This is a genomic window from Streptomyces sp. KR55 (assembly GCF_052245645.1).
GTDB classification, from domain to species: domain Bacteria; phylum Actinomycetota; class Actinomycetes; order Streptomycetales; family Streptomycetaceae; genus Streptomyces; species Streptomyces flavusporus.
Genome location: NZ_JBQQCE010000251.1, coordinates 1 through 13,882 on the forward strand (window position 1 = coordinate 1; position 13,882 = coordinate 13,882).

Genomic DNA, 13,882 nt, shown 5'->3' on the forward strand with positions numbered 1-13,882 from the left:
CGGGCAAGAACCTGTACGGCACCGGCACCCACGACGCGCTCACCCCCGCCTCCACCACGAAGATCGCCACCGCTGTCGCCGCCCTCTCCGCCCTGGGCCCCGACCACCGCCTCACCACCCGCACCGTCTACGAACCCGACACCGAGGAACTCATCCTGGTCGGCGGCGGCGACCCCACGCTCACCGCCCGCAAGGGCAGCCGGGGCCTGGCCGACCTGCGTACGCTCGCCCGGAAAACGGCCGCCGCCCTGAAGCAGCGCGACGTACGCCAGGTGACCCTCTCGTACGACACCACCCTCTACGCCGGACCCGAACGTCACCCCATCGGCGTCAACGACAACCTCGCCCCCGTGACCGCCCTGATGGCCGACGAGGCCCGTACGGACGGCTCGACGAGCGGCCCGGCACCCCGGGTGACGGACCCGGCGGTGGAGGCGACCCGGACGTTCGCCGGCTTCCTGCGGGACCACGGCATCACGACGACATCCCCGGGGCCGTCCAAGGCGACGGACCGGGCCGACGCCCTCGCCACGGTCTCCTCACCCCCTCTCTCGGCCCTGGTCGAGCGGATGCTGACCAACAGCGACAACGACATCGCCGAGGCCCTCGCCCGCCACACCGCCGTCGCAACCGGCGAGCGCGCCGACTTCGCCGGAGCGGGCCGGGCGATGCAAGCCCAGCTGAGGAAGCTCGGCCTGCCGCTGAAGGGCGCCGTCCTCAGGGACGGCAGCGGTCTGAACCGCGACAACAGGCTGACCGTGGACCTGATCACCGCCCTGTTGCTGAAGGCGGCGGATCCCGCCCGCCCCACGCTGCGCCCCACCCTCACGGGCCTTCCGGTCGCCGGCTTCACCGGCACACTGTCCGACCGTTACGGCGACGGCGCGGCCGGCATCGTCCGCGCCAAGACCGGCACCCTCACGGGCGTGAACGCTCTTGCCGGAACGGTCGTGAACCAGGACGGCCGCCTGCTCGCCTTCGCCTTCCTGGCCACCGGCACCACGGACCCGACGGCGGCTCAGACGGCCCTGGACCGCGCTGCGACGGCCCTGGCGGCATGCGGCTGCCGCTGAGCCCTGCACGGCCGTGCACCACAGCGCCGGACGAGCCTCAGCCGCTGCCGGCCCCCACGGCCTGCCCCAAGGGGGAGCGCTCACGTACCGTTGATGCATGACGAGCATCGGTGGTGCCGCATCTGCTGGGATGGTCGACTGGAATCTCGCGGTGGCGACCGCGACCCGGCTCGTACGGCCGGGCCCCGAGGTGAGCCGTGACGAGGCCCGGGCCGTCGTCGCGGAACTCCGCCGGCACGCCAAGGCCTCGGAGGAACACGTCCGCGGCTTCACCCGGATGGGCACCGAGGAGACCCACGACACCCCGGTCCTCGTCGTCGACCGCCCCGGCTGGGTGCGGGCGAACGTCGCCGGGTTCCGGGAGATCCTCAGGCCGCTCCTCGACAAGATGCAGGAGCGCCGTGGCAGCAGCCCGGGCGGCGCGGTCCTCGGCGCCGTCGGCGGCAAGGTCACCGGCGTCGAACTCGGCATGCTGCTGTCCTTCCTGGCCTCCCGCGTCCTCGGCCAGTACGAGACCTTCGCCCCGGCCACCCGCGAGCTCCCGGCCGGCGCGAACGGCGGCGGCCGGCTGCTGCTCGTCGCCCCGAACATCGTGCATGTGGAGCGCGAACTCGACGTGGAGCCCCACGACTTCCGCCTGTGGGTGTGCCTGCACGAGGAGACCCACCGCACGCAGTTCTCCGCGGTGCCCTGGCTGCGCGATCACCTGGAGGGCGAAATCCAGTCGTTCCTGGGGGAGACCGACGTCGACCCCATGACCGTCCTGGAACGCATCAGGGAGGCCGCCCAGTCCCTCGTCGGGGGCCGTCCCGAGGGCGAGGAGGACGACGGCGGCCGGTCGCTGGTCGACCTCGTGCAGACGCCGTCGCAGCGGGAGATCCTCGGCCGTCTCACCGCGGTGATGTCCCTCCTGGAGGGCCACGCCGACTTCGTGATGGACGGGGTCGGTCCCGAGGTCGTGGGGAGCGTCGCGGAGATCCGGGAGAAGTTCCAGCAGCGCCGCGCCAAGGGCGCCTCCCGGCTGGATCTCGCCCTGCGCAAGCTGCTCGGTCTGGACGCCAAACTCAGGCAGTACCGGGACGGCGAACGCTTCGTACGGGCCGTCGTCGACGAGGTCGGCACGGACGGCTTCAACCGCGTGTGGACCTCCCCGAACACCCTCCCCACCAAGTCGGAGATCGCCAAACCGGCGGACTGGATCGCACGGGTGCACCGCCGGAGCGAGGCGTGAAACCCGGGGAGAGGTCGTGAGCCGGAGCCGGCCGACGGCAGGCAAACGCCCCTCCAATCACCCGTCCGAGGGACCGTGGGGCATGGGTAGGCGTGCAATGCTCGGGGAACGGCCCGGTTCTGTCACCATCTACACACTCTGAGTGACCGGACTCGGGCTCAACCCCCGACAACTTCATGAAGGGAACCGGACATGGGTCCCCATCCTGCGGTCGCGGCGATACGCCTGGCGGTCCGCCGCGTACTCCACGACATCCTCGGCGAACACACCCCCACCACCGACCAGACCGCACACGAGCGTCCGTCGTCGCCGCTCGTGCTCGTGGCCTGCTCCGGCGGCGCCGACTCCATGGCGCTCGCCTCCGCCCTCGCGTTCGAGGCACCCAAACTCGGCATCCGCGCGGGCGGCATCACCGTCGACCACGGCCTGCAGCCCGGCTCCGGCACGCGCGCCGAGGAAGTCGTCCTGCGCCTGCGCGAACTCGGCCTGGACCCCGTCGAGTCCGCCACCGTCACCGTCGGCCGCGAGGGCGGCCCGGAAGCCGCGGCCCGCGACGCCCGCTACGCCGCCCTCGACGCCGCTGCCGTGCGCCTCGACGCCGCCGCCGTCCTGCTCGGCCACACCCGCGACGACCAGGCCGAAACCGTCCTGCTCGGCCTCGCCCGCGGCTCCGGCATCCGCTCCCTGTCCGGAATGGCCGCGGTCTCGGGGGCCGGCGGCCGTTACCGCCGCCCCTTCCTCCAGCTCGACCGGCAGACCGCCCGCAAGGCCTGCATGGTCCAGTCCCTCCCCGTCTGGGACGACCCCCACAACGCGGACCCGGCGTACACCCGGTCGCGGCTGCGCCACGAGGGCCTGCCCGCCTTGGAGAAGGCGCTCGGCAAGGGCGTCGTGGAGGCGCTCGCCCGTACGGCCCAGCTCTCCCGCGACGACGCCGACGCCCTCGACGCCTGGGCCGGCCAGGTCGAGGCCTCCGTCCGGGACGCCGCCGGCCGTCTGGAGTGCGACAAGCTCTACGTCCTCCCGCCCGCCGTACGCCGCCGGATCCTGCGCCGGGCGGCCATCGAGGCCGGTGCCCCGGCCGGTTCGCTGTTCGCCCGTCACATCGAGGAAGTCGACCGGCTGATCACCGGTTGGCGTGGTCAGGGAGCCATCAATCTCCCGGGCAAAGTCATCGCCCAGCGGCAGGGTGGCAGACTGGTGATTCGGCAAGGCTGAATCCGGACCCCCCTCCGAGAGCTCGGGCGAGGGATCGGGCAGCCGGTGGGACGACCGAAAGTGATGCGGGTGGACGCGAAAGACATGGGTGCCGACCTTCAGCAGGTACTCATCACCAAGGAAGAGATCGACGCGAAGCTGGCCGAGCTGGCCGCGAAGATCGACGCGGAGTACGCGGGCAAGGACCTGTTGATCGTCGGCGTCCTCAAGGGCGCGGTGATGGTGATGGCCGATCTCGCCCGGGCACTGTCCACCCCCGTCACCATGGACTGGATGGCCGTCTCCTCCTACGGCGCGGGCACCCAGTCCTCCGGTGTGGTGCGGATCCTCAAGGACCTCGACACCGACATCAAGGGCAAGCACGTCCTCATCGTCGAGGACATCATCGACTCCGGCCTGACCCTGTCCTGGCTGCTGTCCAACCTCGGCTCCCGCGAGCCCGCCTCCCTGAAGGTGTGCACGCTGCTGCGCAAGCCCGAGGCCGCCAAGGTCGCCATCGACGTGGAGTGGGTCGGCTTCGACATCCCCAACGAGTTCGTCGTGGGCTACGGCCTCGACTACGCCGAGAAGTACCGCAACCTCCCGTTCGTCGGTACGCTCGCGCCCCACGTCTACGGCGGCTGAGCCACCCGGGCCAAAGCCCCGCAGGATGATCGGGAACCCCGGCGGGCCTCGCGCCGTTGGAGCATGCAGACGGGAACGCCAGCCGTCCTGTGCGGCTTCGCGCAACAATGCTGGGGTACCGTCAGAAGAACTGTCTTATCAAACTCACTATGGCAGGAGGGACGGGGCGGCACCGCTCCGTATGGATGGACGTGAAGCGATACTTCCGTGGGCCGGTCATGTGGATCGTGCTGGCCGTCCTTGCCGTGGTCGTGTTGATGCAGGTCGTCGGCTCGTCCGGCGGCTACAAGACGGTGGACACCGGCCAGGTCGTCCAGGCGATCAATGACAACAGGGTCGAAGCGGCCAAGCTGACCACCGGCGACGAGCAGACCATCAAGGTCACGCTCAAGGACGGCGAAAAGGTCGAGGACAGCTCGAAGATCCAGGCGAGCTACATCGGCGACCAGGGCGTGACCATCGCCAACACGCTGCAGACCAAGTACCAGGACAAGCAGATCCCGGACGGCTACACGGTCTCGCCGTCCAAGCAGAACCCGTTGGTCGGGATTCTGCTCTCCCTGCTCCCCTTCGTCCTCATCGTGGTCGTCTTCCTGTTCCTGATGAACCAGATGCAGGGCGGCGGCTCCCGAGTGATGAACTTCGGGAAGTCCAAGGCCAAGCTCATCACCAAGGACACTCCGAAGACGACGTTCTCGGACGTCGCGGGTGCCGACGAGGCCGTCGAGGAACTCCAGGAGATCAAGGAGTTCCTGCAGGAGCCGGCGAAGTTCCAGGCCGTCGGTGCCAAGATCCCCAAGGGTGTGCTCCTCTACGGCCCGCCCGGCACCGGCAAGACGCTGCTCGCGCGCGCCGTTGCGGGCGAGGCCGGCGTCCCCTTCTACTCGATCTCCGGTTCCGACTTCGTCGAGATGTTCGTCGGTGTCGGTGCCTCCCGGGTCCGTGACCTGTTCGAGCAGGCCAAGGCGAACGCCCCCGCGATCGTCTTCGTCGACGAGATCGACGCGGTCGGCCGCCACCGCGGCGCCGGCCTCGGCGGCGGTCACGACGAGCGTGAGCAGACCCTGAACCAGCTGCTCGTCGAGATGGACGGCTTCGACGTGAAGGGCGGCGTCATCCTGATCGCCGCCACCAACCGGCCCGACATCCTCGACCCGGCGCTGCTGCGCCCCGGCCGCTTCGACCGGCAGATCGCGGTCGACCGTCCGGACATGCAGGGCCGCCTGGAGATCCTCAAGGTCCACCAGAAGGGCAAGCCGGTCGCACCCGACGTCGACCTGTCGGCCGTCGCCCGGCGCACGCCCGGCATGACCGGTGCCGACCTGGCGAACGTGCTGAACGAGGCCGCGCTGCTGACGGCCCGCAGCGACCAGAAGCTGGTCGACAACAAGATGCTCGACGAGGCCATCGACCGCGTCGTGGCGGGCCCGCAGAAGCGGACCCGGATCATGTCGGACAAGGAGAAGAAGATCACCGCGTACCACGAGGGCGGTCACGCCCTGGTCGCTGCGGCCTCCCCGAACTCCGACCCGGTCCACAAGATCACGATCTTGTCCCGCGGCCGCGCCCTCGGCTACACGATGGTGCTGCCCGACGAGGACAAGTACTCGACCACGCGCAACGAGATGCTCGACCAGCTGGCCTACATGCTGGGCGGCCGCGCGGCCGAGGAGCTGGTCTTCCACGACCCGACCACCGGTGCTGCGAACGACATCGAAAAGGCCACCAACCTGGCCCGCGCGATGGTCACGCAGTACGGCATGACGGAGCGCCTGGGCGCGATCAAGTTCGGCGGCGACAACAGCGAGCCGTTCCTCGGACGTGAGATGGCTCACCAGCGCGACTACTCCGAGGAGATCGCGGCGCTCGTCGACGAAGAGGTCAAGAAGCTCATCGAGACCGCGCACAACGAGGCCTGGGAGATCCTGGTCGAGAACCGCGACGTCCTCGACAACCTCGTCCTGGCCCTCCTGGAGAGGGAAACCCTGGGCAAGGAGGAGATCGCCGAGATCTTCGCCCCGATCGTCAAGCGGCCGCCGCGCCCCGCGTGGACCGGCTCCTCCCGCCGTACGCCGTCCACCCGTCCGCCGGTGCTCTCCCCGAAGGAGCTCGCACTGACGAACGGCGCCAACGGCGCGACGCCGGCGATCACCGCGAAGACCACGGCGGCGGAGCCCGCCCCGGCGGCCGAGCCGGCCGCACCGGAGGACCGCCCCGAAGTCTGAGCCCGGACCGCCCCGGCGGTCCCGCAGGCCCGGAATGGATGCCGCGTTCCCCAGGTTTTAGCCTGGGGGCGCGGCATCGTCGTATGCCCGCAGAGAGGACGTGTGTCCCCACACGTGACAGCACAGGAACGAGGCACCACATGACCGACCCCGTGACGCTGGACGGCGAGGGCATCATCGGCGAGTTCGACGAGAAGCGCGCCGAGAACGCCATACGCGAACTCCTGATCGCGGTCGGCGAGGACCCGGACCGTGAGGGGCTCAGGGAGACCCCTGGGCGGGTGGCGCGGGCGTACAAGGAGATATTCGCGGGGCTGTGGCAGAAGCCCGAGGACGTGCTGACGACGACGTTCGACATCGGGCACGACGAGATGGTCCTCGTGAAGGACATCGAGGTGTACTCGACCTGTGAGCACCATCTGGTGCCGTTCCGGGGCGTCGCCCACGTCGGATACATTCCGGCCACCAGCGGCAAGATCACCGGACTGTCCAAGCTGGCCCGTCTCGTGGACGTCTACGCCCGTCGGCCGCAGGTGCAGGAGCGACTCACCACGCAGATCGCGGACTCCCTGATGGAGATCCTGGAGCCGCGCGGGGTGATCGTCGTCGTGGAGTGCGAGCACATGTGCATGTCGATGCGGGGCATCCGCAAGCCCGGCGCGATGACCATCACGTCCGCGGTGCGGGGTCAGCTGCGGGACGCCGCGACGCGGAACGAGGCCATGAGCCTCATCATGGCCCGCTGACGGTTCCGTACGCCGTGAGGGGCGCGGGGCTGTATCGATATGCGGCTCCGCCGTGGGCGCGACCAGCCCCCACCGGCCCGCAGCTTCGGTACCGCACTTCCAGCGGAGCGCTCAGGCCGCCGGTGCCGCTCCCGTGTTGTCGTGGTCGTCGTCCTCCGGGAGCTTGCAGACGCGCTCCAGGAAGATGGCGGCCGCTATGACGCCGATGCCGGCCAGCACCGAGAAGCCGGCGTAGAAGGCCTGGTCGCGGCGAGCGGGGATGTCGAGGGACTCCAGCAGGAAGGCTCCCGTGCCGCCGTACATCCCGGCGACGAGGGCGGCGACCAGGGCGCTGGCCTGGCCGAAGACCACCGCGCGGGCCGCCATCAGGGGGTCGACGCCCTTGGCGCCGGGGCGGCGTTCGCGCTGGGCCTTCAGGCGGGCGCGCAGTGAGAGCGCCGTGGCGAGCAGAATCGCCGCGATCACCGCCAGGACGACGGGGGCGGCCAGGGGGACGCTGGGGAGCGTCCCGATCGAGTTCCACAGGCGGGCGCCCGCCCAGGACAGCACCCCCGCGACGACGAACACGCCGATCAGCACCCTGATGCGCAGCTCTCTCACGGTGTCCCTTCAGCTCCCCGGACCGTGGTCTGTGGTGACCCGGCCGGTCAGGTCGTCCCTGTGTCGTCGCGACGTGGTCGTCTTGACCTTAACGACTACTCGGGCAGCCGGAGTTCCAGGTCCGCACGGGGTGCCACGCCGTCGCGGGTGACCGCGCCGAGGAGGTCGGCGACGGGGCCGCGGCCGGGGAGCTGGGCATCGGGATCGAGGTCGTGCCAGGGGGCGAGGACGAAGGCGCGTTCGTGGGCGCGCGGGTGGGGGAGGGTGAGGTGCGGGTCGTCGGAGACGATCTCGGCGTACGAGACGATGTCGACGTCGAGGGTGCGCGGGCCCCAGTGCTCGTCCCTGACCCGGTGGAAGGCCTCCTCGACCGCGTGCGCCCGCTCCAGGAGGGAGGACGGGGGCAGGGTGGTCTTCAGGACCACGACCGCGTTGAAGTACGAGGGCTGGCTGCCCGGCTCGACGCCCCACGGCTCGGTCTCGTAGACGGGGGAGACCGCCTTGACGCGCACGCCCGGTGTGTCCTCGAGGGCGTCGATGGCGCCCTGGAGGGTCTCCAGGCGGTTGCCGAGGTTGGAGCCGATGGAGATCACGGCCCATTTGGGGTTGTGCAGGGTCGTGTCGGCGGCGTCGACCTTCTCGACGACGGAGGCGGGTACCGGCTGTACGGTCGGGTCGCTGTGACCCTCGGTGAACGAGGCAGTCATACTCGGCTCCGGGTGATGGTGACGGTCACGTCGTCGAAGGGGACGGTGATCGGCGCGTCCGGCTTGTGGACGCAGACCTCGACCTCCTGGACCCCTTCGTGCTTCAGACAGGTCTGGGCGATGCGCTCGGCGAGCGTCTCGATGAGGTTGACGGGCTCGCCCTCGACGACGGCCACGACCTCCTCCGCCACGATGCCGTAATGCACGGTCTTCGCCAGGTCGTCGTCGGCGGCGGCCGACCGGGTGTCCAGGCCCAGGACGAGGTCCACGATGAAGGTCTGGCCCTCCTCGCGCTCCTTGGGGAACACACCGTGGTGCCCGCGGGCCTTCAGGCCGCGCAGCGCGACACGATCCACGCGAATCACTCCTGCAATCGTCGGTTGCGGCCGGTTCGTACCGGGTGCGGGCGGCACACCGGCCTGAACCGAATCTACCTGCGGGCACTGACAGCTCCGGGCCACGGGGGCGTGGGCCCGGGTCGGGGCCTGGAGGTTTCATCGAGTGTTTTCCCTGGGGAACCCGGCGGCTCATGGGGTGGTAGCCGCGCATACCCCGGAGTAGGTGATTCCAACCACTCCTTGGTCCCTTCGGGCCCTTGTGGGGGCGCCTACCCACTCAGGCGGGTGAGTCGTCGTCCTCGGCCTCGTCGGTTTCGGCCAGAACGGGGGAGGCGTGGTGCGACCAGAGCTTCCAGCCGGCGGGTGTGCGGCGGAACACGTTCGTCGCGACCACCAGCTGGCCGACGAGCGGGCCGGGTCCGTCGCCGTCCTCGGGGGCGGGGCCGCCGCTGAGGATGTTCTCGGTGCAGGTGACCAGGGCGGTGTCGCCGGTGACGGAGACGTGGACGTCGGTGAGGAAGAACTGGATGTAGTCGGTGTTCGCCATGATCAGCGCATACGACCTGAGGACCTCGCCGCGGCCGGTGAGCACGGGCCAGCCGGGGTGCACACAGGAGACCACGCCGGTGTCCGCGGGGTCGTGGTAGGTCTCGTCGACGCCCAGGTCGGACGGGGTGAGCCAGAGCGAGGACACCTCTTCGAAGTCGCCCCGCTCCAGTGCCTCGTAGAAGGCCGTGTTGGCGAGTTCGACCTGTTCGACATCGGTGTGGGGGGCGCTCACCGGGCTCCTTCCACGGCGCGCGCGACCCGTACCGCGTCGGCCGTTGCCCGCACCTCGTGCACCCGCACCGCCCAGGCGCCGGCGTGCGCCGCCAGCGCGGAGACAGCGGCCGTTGCGGCATCGCGCTCCCGGGCCGGCGGGGGGGCGCCCTCGGGACCGGCGAGGACACGGCCGAGGAACCGCTTGCGGGAGGCGGCGACCAGCAGCGGGTGGCCGAGGGCGCGCAGGCGGTCCAGGTGGGCGAGCAGAGTGAGGTCGTGCTCGGCCTCCTTGGAGAAGCCGAGGCCGGGGTCGACGACGATGCGGTCGGGTGCGACACCGCCCTCCAGGACGGCCTCCACGCGCGCGTGCAGCTCGTCGACGACTTCGGTGACGACGTCGTCGTACACGCCCTTGACGTTGCCACCCTCCAGGAAGCCGCGCCAGTGCATGACGATGAAGGGGGCGGCGGTCTCCGCGACGACACGGATCATCGCGGGGTCGGCGAGGCCGCCGCTGACGTCGTTGACGAGGGCGGCGCCGGCGGCGAGGGCCTGTTCGGCGACGGAGGCGCGCATGGTGTCGACGGAGACGACGACACCTTCGGAGGCCAGGCCGCGGACGACCGGGATGACCCGCCGCAGTTCCTCGGCCTCGTCGACGCGGGTGGCGCCGGGGCGGGTGGACTCGCCGCCGACGTCCACCAGGTCGGCGCCCTCGGTGACGAGGTCGAGGCCGTGCTTCACGGCCGCGGTGGTGTCGAACCAGCGGCCGCCGTCGGAGAAGGAATCGGGGGTCACGTTCACGACTCCCATGACCGCGCAGCGGTCCCATTCCGGAAGGCCCGCGATACGCCCGCGTCCGCTCTGCTTACTCATACGTTCAGCGTAGGCCCACGGTGGGCGGGGCCTCTCCACGCGGGCGTGCGGCCCGGCGGTCCCGGCGTCGTGCGGCCCGAGCGGAGGCCCCCGGGTGCTGGAGGGGTGGGGCCTCCGCTCGGGCCTGTCCCGGTCAGGCCGCGCGCATGCCCCGCTCCGTGACGGCGTACGCGCAGGGGCGCGGGGCGGCGAGGCGGATGCGCGGCCGGTATCCCGAGGCCTCGCCCAGGTCGCCTAGGTCGCCTAGGTCGCCGAGGTCATGGACGCGTCGGCCCCGGGTTTCGTAACCGGCACGCTCGATGCGCTTGGCCAGCCGGCGCACGCTGCGCATCGCGCGGCCGGCGAGGGAGAAATCCGCGACGTCCACCACCGCCTCGTCGCCCGGCTCGAGGGCGTCCAGGCCGGTCTCGCGGGTCCACACCTCGCGGCCGGTCTCGGAGCAGCCCGTGACGGCCGGGGTCCAGGAGTGCGCCCGGGCCTCGTCCATGAAGCGTTCGATGGCGCCCGGCCAGGCCTCGACGTCGCCGATGGGGTCGCCGTCGGCGAGCATCACCCCGGACACCACGCGGTAGGTCACCGCCGCCTTGCCGCTGGGCGAGAAGACGACGGACTGGTCCCGGCGGAGCGCGAAGCGGCCGAGGGGGTCGCGGCCGCCGTGCCGGTCCAGCAGGGCGCGCAGCCGGGCCTCGTCGTCCTGTGTGAGCCGGGCGGCCGGGTGTGCCGGGTGTTCGGGGCGCAGGGCGAGACAGATCGTGGTGACGGCGGTGAGCAGGCCGAGCGCTCCGAGGGAGACGGCGACGGTCCAGGACGTGTCGCCCTGGTACCGGACCGGGCCCTCGAAGCCGAACAGGCCGTACAGGACATGGGTGATGCGGTCCGCCAGGGACGGGTCGCCGATCATCGTGCGGGAATGCGCGCTGACGACGACCAGCCCGAGGACGAGTGAACCGGCGCCCATGAGCACGAAGTTGGCGAGGGCCCGCCACCGGCCGCGCGGGTCGGGCAGGGCCGCGAACTGCTCGCGGTGGCGCAGCAGCGGCGCGAGCAGCGCGAGGGAGACGACCACGCCGACAACGGAGGGCCGGTACGTGAACTGCGCGGCAGCCCCGGCCGGCAGCAGCGCGACGGCCGCGCGCCACGCCCGGCGTTTGCCCCGCTTGAGACCGTGGGTGAGCAGCAGCAACAGCACGCCCGTGCTGAGCGAGAGCGCGGCCGCGAACGGGCCGAGAGCGCCGGGCAGCACCTCGGCGAGGGCGTGCACACGGCTGTGCCGGAAGCGCGGAAAGACGCTCGCGGCGATGTCCAGGAGGCCCACAAGGGCACACGCCCTGGCGACGAGGACGGGAACGGCCTCCGGGCGCGGAACCCGGAACAGCCGCCGCACCCTTGTCCCTTCTTCCTTGACAGGCATCGCATCCCGTAGTTCTGGTCGTAGGTCTGCTCGTTGTTCTGCGAGAGACCGTGAAACCGGTGCCGATTCGGGCATCCGGCGACATTGCGCCCTCTAGGACGGTGGGATTCGGGGTCAGGTTCACTGCCGTTCGCCGAAGCCCTTTCACAGTCCAGGGGAGGGGATCCCGGTGAACTCCCGCAGACCGACGGCCCATGTGCTGTGAATGCATCGGAGTGGCTGTGTTTTTACCGCCCGGGCCACCATGATTCGCCTACGCGCGGTAAGTTTCTGGCCATGCCACGTGGACGTCATCGCCATTCACCGCCCTTGCACAGGCTGCTGCCTCCGTCGGCGATCGCAGGCGTCTCCCTCGTCTGCGCCCTCGGCCCCTGGGTGTTCACGGAGCCGACGGTGCTCCGTGGGCTGGCGGCGGCCGCCGCGGTGACGGCTGTCGCCGGTGCCGTCGTCCTGCGCCGCTGGGACACCCAGGCGGGCAAGCAGGTCGCCGACCTCACGCGCGCGCGTGCGAGCGACGAGTGGCGGCACGAGGAGCGCGTCGCCGAACTGGAGACCGACCTGGAGGAGTCGCGCGAACTGCGCGTCAAACTCGAGCAGCGACTGCGGGCGAAGCGCGCCGAACTGGCGGGCCTGCGCAATGAGCACGCGGCACTGCTGCGCCGGTACGCCACCGCGGAGACCGAGCGTGCCAGCGCCCTGGAGGGCCGCCGCCTGCTGGAGATAGAGGCCGCGACTCCCGCGCGTGCGCTGCCGCCCGTACCGACGACGGAGGAGACCGAGGCCGTGGCAGCCCCGGCCGACACCGACGACACCGACGAAGTCACCGCGGCCGACGAGACCGACACGACCGAAGAGACCGACGAACAGAAGGCGGCGGCTTCCGGGCTGTTCTCCCCGGAGGGCTCCCGGCTGTTCCTGCGGGCGCGGGCGGCGCTGATCCGGTTCGACGCCGACACGGAGGCGTCCCCCAAGGAGCACGCCGACCAGGAGGCGTCCCCAAAGCAGCCGGTGGCCGCCGACGCCGAGCGGGTCACCGGTGCGGAGGCCGCGCAGGAGGACGAAGCGCGGGGGAAGTCCGAGGCGGCCGACGGGCACGAGCGCGCGGCCGCCACCTCCACGGCCGACACGGCCCTCCCGGATGACAACGCTGCCGCGGCCCCCGCGGAGTCCGTCCCGGCCACGGCCAGGCCCGCCGCGCCCGTGCAGCAGCCCTCCGGTCACTTCACCGTGCCGACCGCGGTGGCCGTCGTACCGGCCTCCGCTCCGGTGCGCCGTCCGACGGCCGAGGGCGGGTTCGACTTCTTCGGCACAAAGGCGGACACGTCCGCAGCGCTGGAGGCCGTGCAGAACGAGGACCTCGCCGATGTGGTCGGCCAGGAGGCACTCGACCTGCACAAGGCGGAGGCCGAGGCCGAGTTCAAGCCGGCGAGCGAAGAGTCGCGCGGCATCGGCCAGGTGATCGACCTGACGGCGCACGACGAGACCGAGCAGATCGACGTGCAGGAACTGCGCGGACTGCGCAGCGCCGTCTCCTGAAACAGCCGCCCCGAGCAGGGGGTTGCCTGAACGCCGTGCTCGGCGCCGCCAAGCCGGGCACGGCGTTCTTCATGCCATCCACCGGTCCGGCCGTGCCCCCTTGCGCCCTGTCCGTGACCGCTCCGCCTGTGCCCGCAGCAGCTCCGCGGCTTCCCCAGCGTCCCGCAGCCGCGCCGTGACGGTCTTGTTGGCTCCGGTGTCCACGTGCACGTCCGCAACGCGCCACAGCCGCATCCAGGGCCCTTGAGTGAGCCGTACGCTCTGGACCTTCGCGTGCGGTACGAGCGCCAGGCTGCGCCGCAGGAGTCCGTGCCGGGCCGCGAACACCGCCTCGGTGACGGTGAAGCCGTAGCCCCGCCACCACAGCGGCACGCACCGCCCGGCGCGCCGCGGTGGCCGCGACAGCGACGACACGGGCGGAACCGCCACCCGGGCAGCACACGCGCGATGACCGACTCGGCCACCTCGCGCGGGGCGACCGGCAGCAGCACGGAGTTCGACGAGCCGGCCACGTCCAGCTCCACCCGTACCCAGC

General features: G+C 71.2%; 12 protein-coding genes and 2 pseudogenes. 7 read left to right on the forward strand and 7 right to left on the reverse strand.

Going from position 1 to position 13,882, the window contains the following annotated elements; all coding sequences use genetic code 11:
* The 6 genes from dacB to folE form a co-directional block, all read left to right on the forward strand.
* A partial coding sequence (gene dacB / locus ACTWQJ_RS30755) for a D-alanyl-D-alanine carboxypeptidase/D-alanyl-D-alanine endopeptidase (RefSeq protein ID WP_443309795.1) occupies positions 1 to 1,073 on the forward strand: 1,073 nt, incomplete at its 5' end.
* 97 nt (positions 1,074 to 1,170) lie between these two features.
* Positions 1,171 to 2,304 carry a zinc-dependent metalloprotease gene (locus ACTWQJ_RS30760; RefSeq protein WP_385513226.1) on the forward strand — a complete coding sequence of 378 codons (1,134 nt, stop codon included), beginning with the start codon at positions 1,171 to 1,173 and terminating at the stop codon, positions 2,302 to 2,304.
* Positions 2,305 to 2,496: 192 nt separating this feature from the next.
* Positions 2,497 to 3,522: a tRNA lysidine(34) synthetase TilS gene (tilS, locus tag ACTWQJ_RS30765; protein ID WP_443309796.1), complete on the forward strand. Its 1,026-nt coding sequence runs from the start codon at positions 2,497 to 2,499 to the stop codon at positions 3,520 to 3,522.
* 63 nt (positions 3,523 to 3,585) lie between these two features.
* Positions 3,586 to 4,146, forward strand: a complete 561-nt coding sequence (gene hpt / locus ACTWQJ_RS30770) for a hypoxanthine phosphoribosyltransferase (protein ID WP_094057060.1) — start codon at positions 3,586 to 3,588, stop codon at positions 4,144 to 4,146.
* A 185-nt stretch (positions 4,147 to 4,331) separates the two neighbouring features.
* The gene (gene ftsH, locus ACTWQJ_RS30775; protein WP_443309797.1) at positions 4,332 to 6,371 is read left to right on the forward strand and encodes an ATP-dependent zinc metalloprotease FtsH; all 2,040 of its coding nucleotides are present in this window, start codon (positions 4,332 to 4,334) and stop codon (positions 6,369 to 6,371) included.
* A gap of 140 nt (positions 6,372 to 6,511) precedes the next feature.
* Positions 6,512 to 7,117 carry a GTP cyclohydrolase I FolE gene (gene folE, locus ACTWQJ_RS30780; RefSeq protein ID WP_224735564.1) on the forward strand — a complete coding sequence of 202 codons (606 nt, stop codon included), beginning with the start codon at positions 6,512 to 6,514 and terminating at the stop codon, positions 7,115 to 7,117.
* 111 nt (positions 7,118 to 7,228) lie between these two features.
* Here folE and ACTWQJ_RS30785 read toward each other — a convergent pair whose 3' ends face one another.
* The 6 genes and pseudogenes from ACTWQJ_RS30785 to ACTWQJ_RS30810 form a co-directional block, all read right to left on the reverse strand.
* Complete coding sequence (locus tag ACTWQJ_RS30785; RefSeq protein WP_129799505.1) at positions 7,229 to 7,717, reverse strand: DUF3180 domain-containing protein; 489 nt, start codon at positions 7,715 to 7,717, stop codon at positions 7,229 to 7,231.
* 95 nt (positions 7,718 to 7,812) lie between these two features.
* On the reverse strand, positions 7,813 to 8,424 hold the full coding sequence (folK, locus tag ACTWQJ_RS30790) for a 2-amino-4-hydroxy-6-hydroxymethyldihydropteridine diphosphokinase (RefSeq protein WP_443309798.1): 612 nt from the start codon (positions 8,422 to 8,424) through the stop codon (positions 7,813 to 7,815).
* Complete coding sequence (gene folB / locus ACTWQJ_RS30795) at positions 8,421 to 8,780, reverse strand: dihydroneopterin aldolase (protein WP_443309799.1); 360 nt, start codon at positions 8,778 to 8,780, stop codon at positions 8,421 to 8,423. Before folB ends, folK begins: the two co-directional genes overlap by 4 nt.
* Before the next feature lie 259 nt (positions 8,781 to 9,039).
* Positions 9,040 to 9,543 (reverse strand): nuclear transport factor 2 family protein, encoded by a 504-nt coding sequence (locus ACTWQJ_RS30800; protein WP_443309800.1) that lies wholly within the window; start codon positions 9,541 to 9,543, stop codon positions 9,040 to 9,042.
* Positions 9,540 to 10,400 carry a dihydropteroate synthase gene (gene folP / locus ACTWQJ_RS30805; protein WP_443309801.1) on the reverse strand — a complete coding sequence of 287 codons (861 nt, stop codon included), beginning with the start codon at positions 10,398 to 10,400 and terminating at the stop codon, positions 9,540 to 9,542. The genes ACTWQJ_RS30800 and folP overlap by 4 nt, the downstream gene beginning before the upstream one ends.
* A 247-nt stretch (positions 10,401 to 10,647) precedes the next feature.
* Positions 10,648 to 11,811: pseudogene (locus ACTWQJ_RS30810) on the reverse strand (phosphatidylglycerol lysyltransferase domain-containing protein); the annotation flags it as partial.
* A 276-nt stretch (positions 11,812 to 12,087) separates the two neighbouring features.
* On the opposite strand from ACTWQJ_RS30810, the gene ACTWQJ_RS30815 reads away from it, so the two are divergent.
* Positions 12,088 to 13,347 (forward strand): hypothetical protein, encoded by a 1,260-nt coding sequence (locus tag ACTWQJ_RS30815; RefSeq protein WP_443309802.1) that lies wholly within the window; start codon positions 12,088 to 12,090, stop codon positions 13,345 to 13,347.
* A 69-nt stretch (positions 13,348 to 13,416) separates the two neighbouring features.
* Here ACTWQJ_RS30815 and ACTWQJ_RS30820 read toward each other — a convergent pair.
* Positions 13,417 to 13,882: pseudogene (locus tag ACTWQJ_RS30820) on the reverse strand (PH domain-containing protein); the annotation flags it as partial.

Coding starts and splice junctions, on each gene's coding strand:
- ACTWQJ_RS30760 (WP_385513226.1), top strand. CDS start 1,171: ATGACGAGCATCGGTGGTGCCGCATCTGCTGGGATGGTCGACTGGAAT.
- tilS (WP_443309796.1), top strand. CDS start 2,497: ATGGGTCCCCATCCTGCGGTCGCGGCGATACGCCTGGCGGTCCGCCGC.
- hpt (WP_094057060.1), top strand. CDS start 3,586: ATGCGGGTGGACGCGAAAGACATGGGTGCCGACCTTCAGCAGGTACTC.
- ftsH (WP_443309797.1), top strand. CDS start 4,332: ATGGACGTGAAGCGATACTTCCGTGGGCCGGTCATGTGGATCGTGCTG.
- folE (WP_224735564.1), top strand. CDS start 6,512: ATGACCGACCCCGTGACGCTGGACGGCGAGGGCATCATCGGCGAGTTC.
- folK (WP_443309798.1), bottom strand. CDS start 8,424: ATGACTGCCTCGTTCACCGAGGGTCACAGCGACCCGACCGTACAGCCG.
- folP (WP_443309801.1), bottom strand. CDS start 10,400: ATGAGTAAGCAGAGCGGACGCGGGCGTATCGCGGGCCTTCCGGAATGG.
- ACTWQJ_RS30815 (WP_443309802.1), top strand. CDS start 12,088: ATGCCACGTGGACGTCATCGCCATTCACCGCCCTTGCACAGGCTGCTG.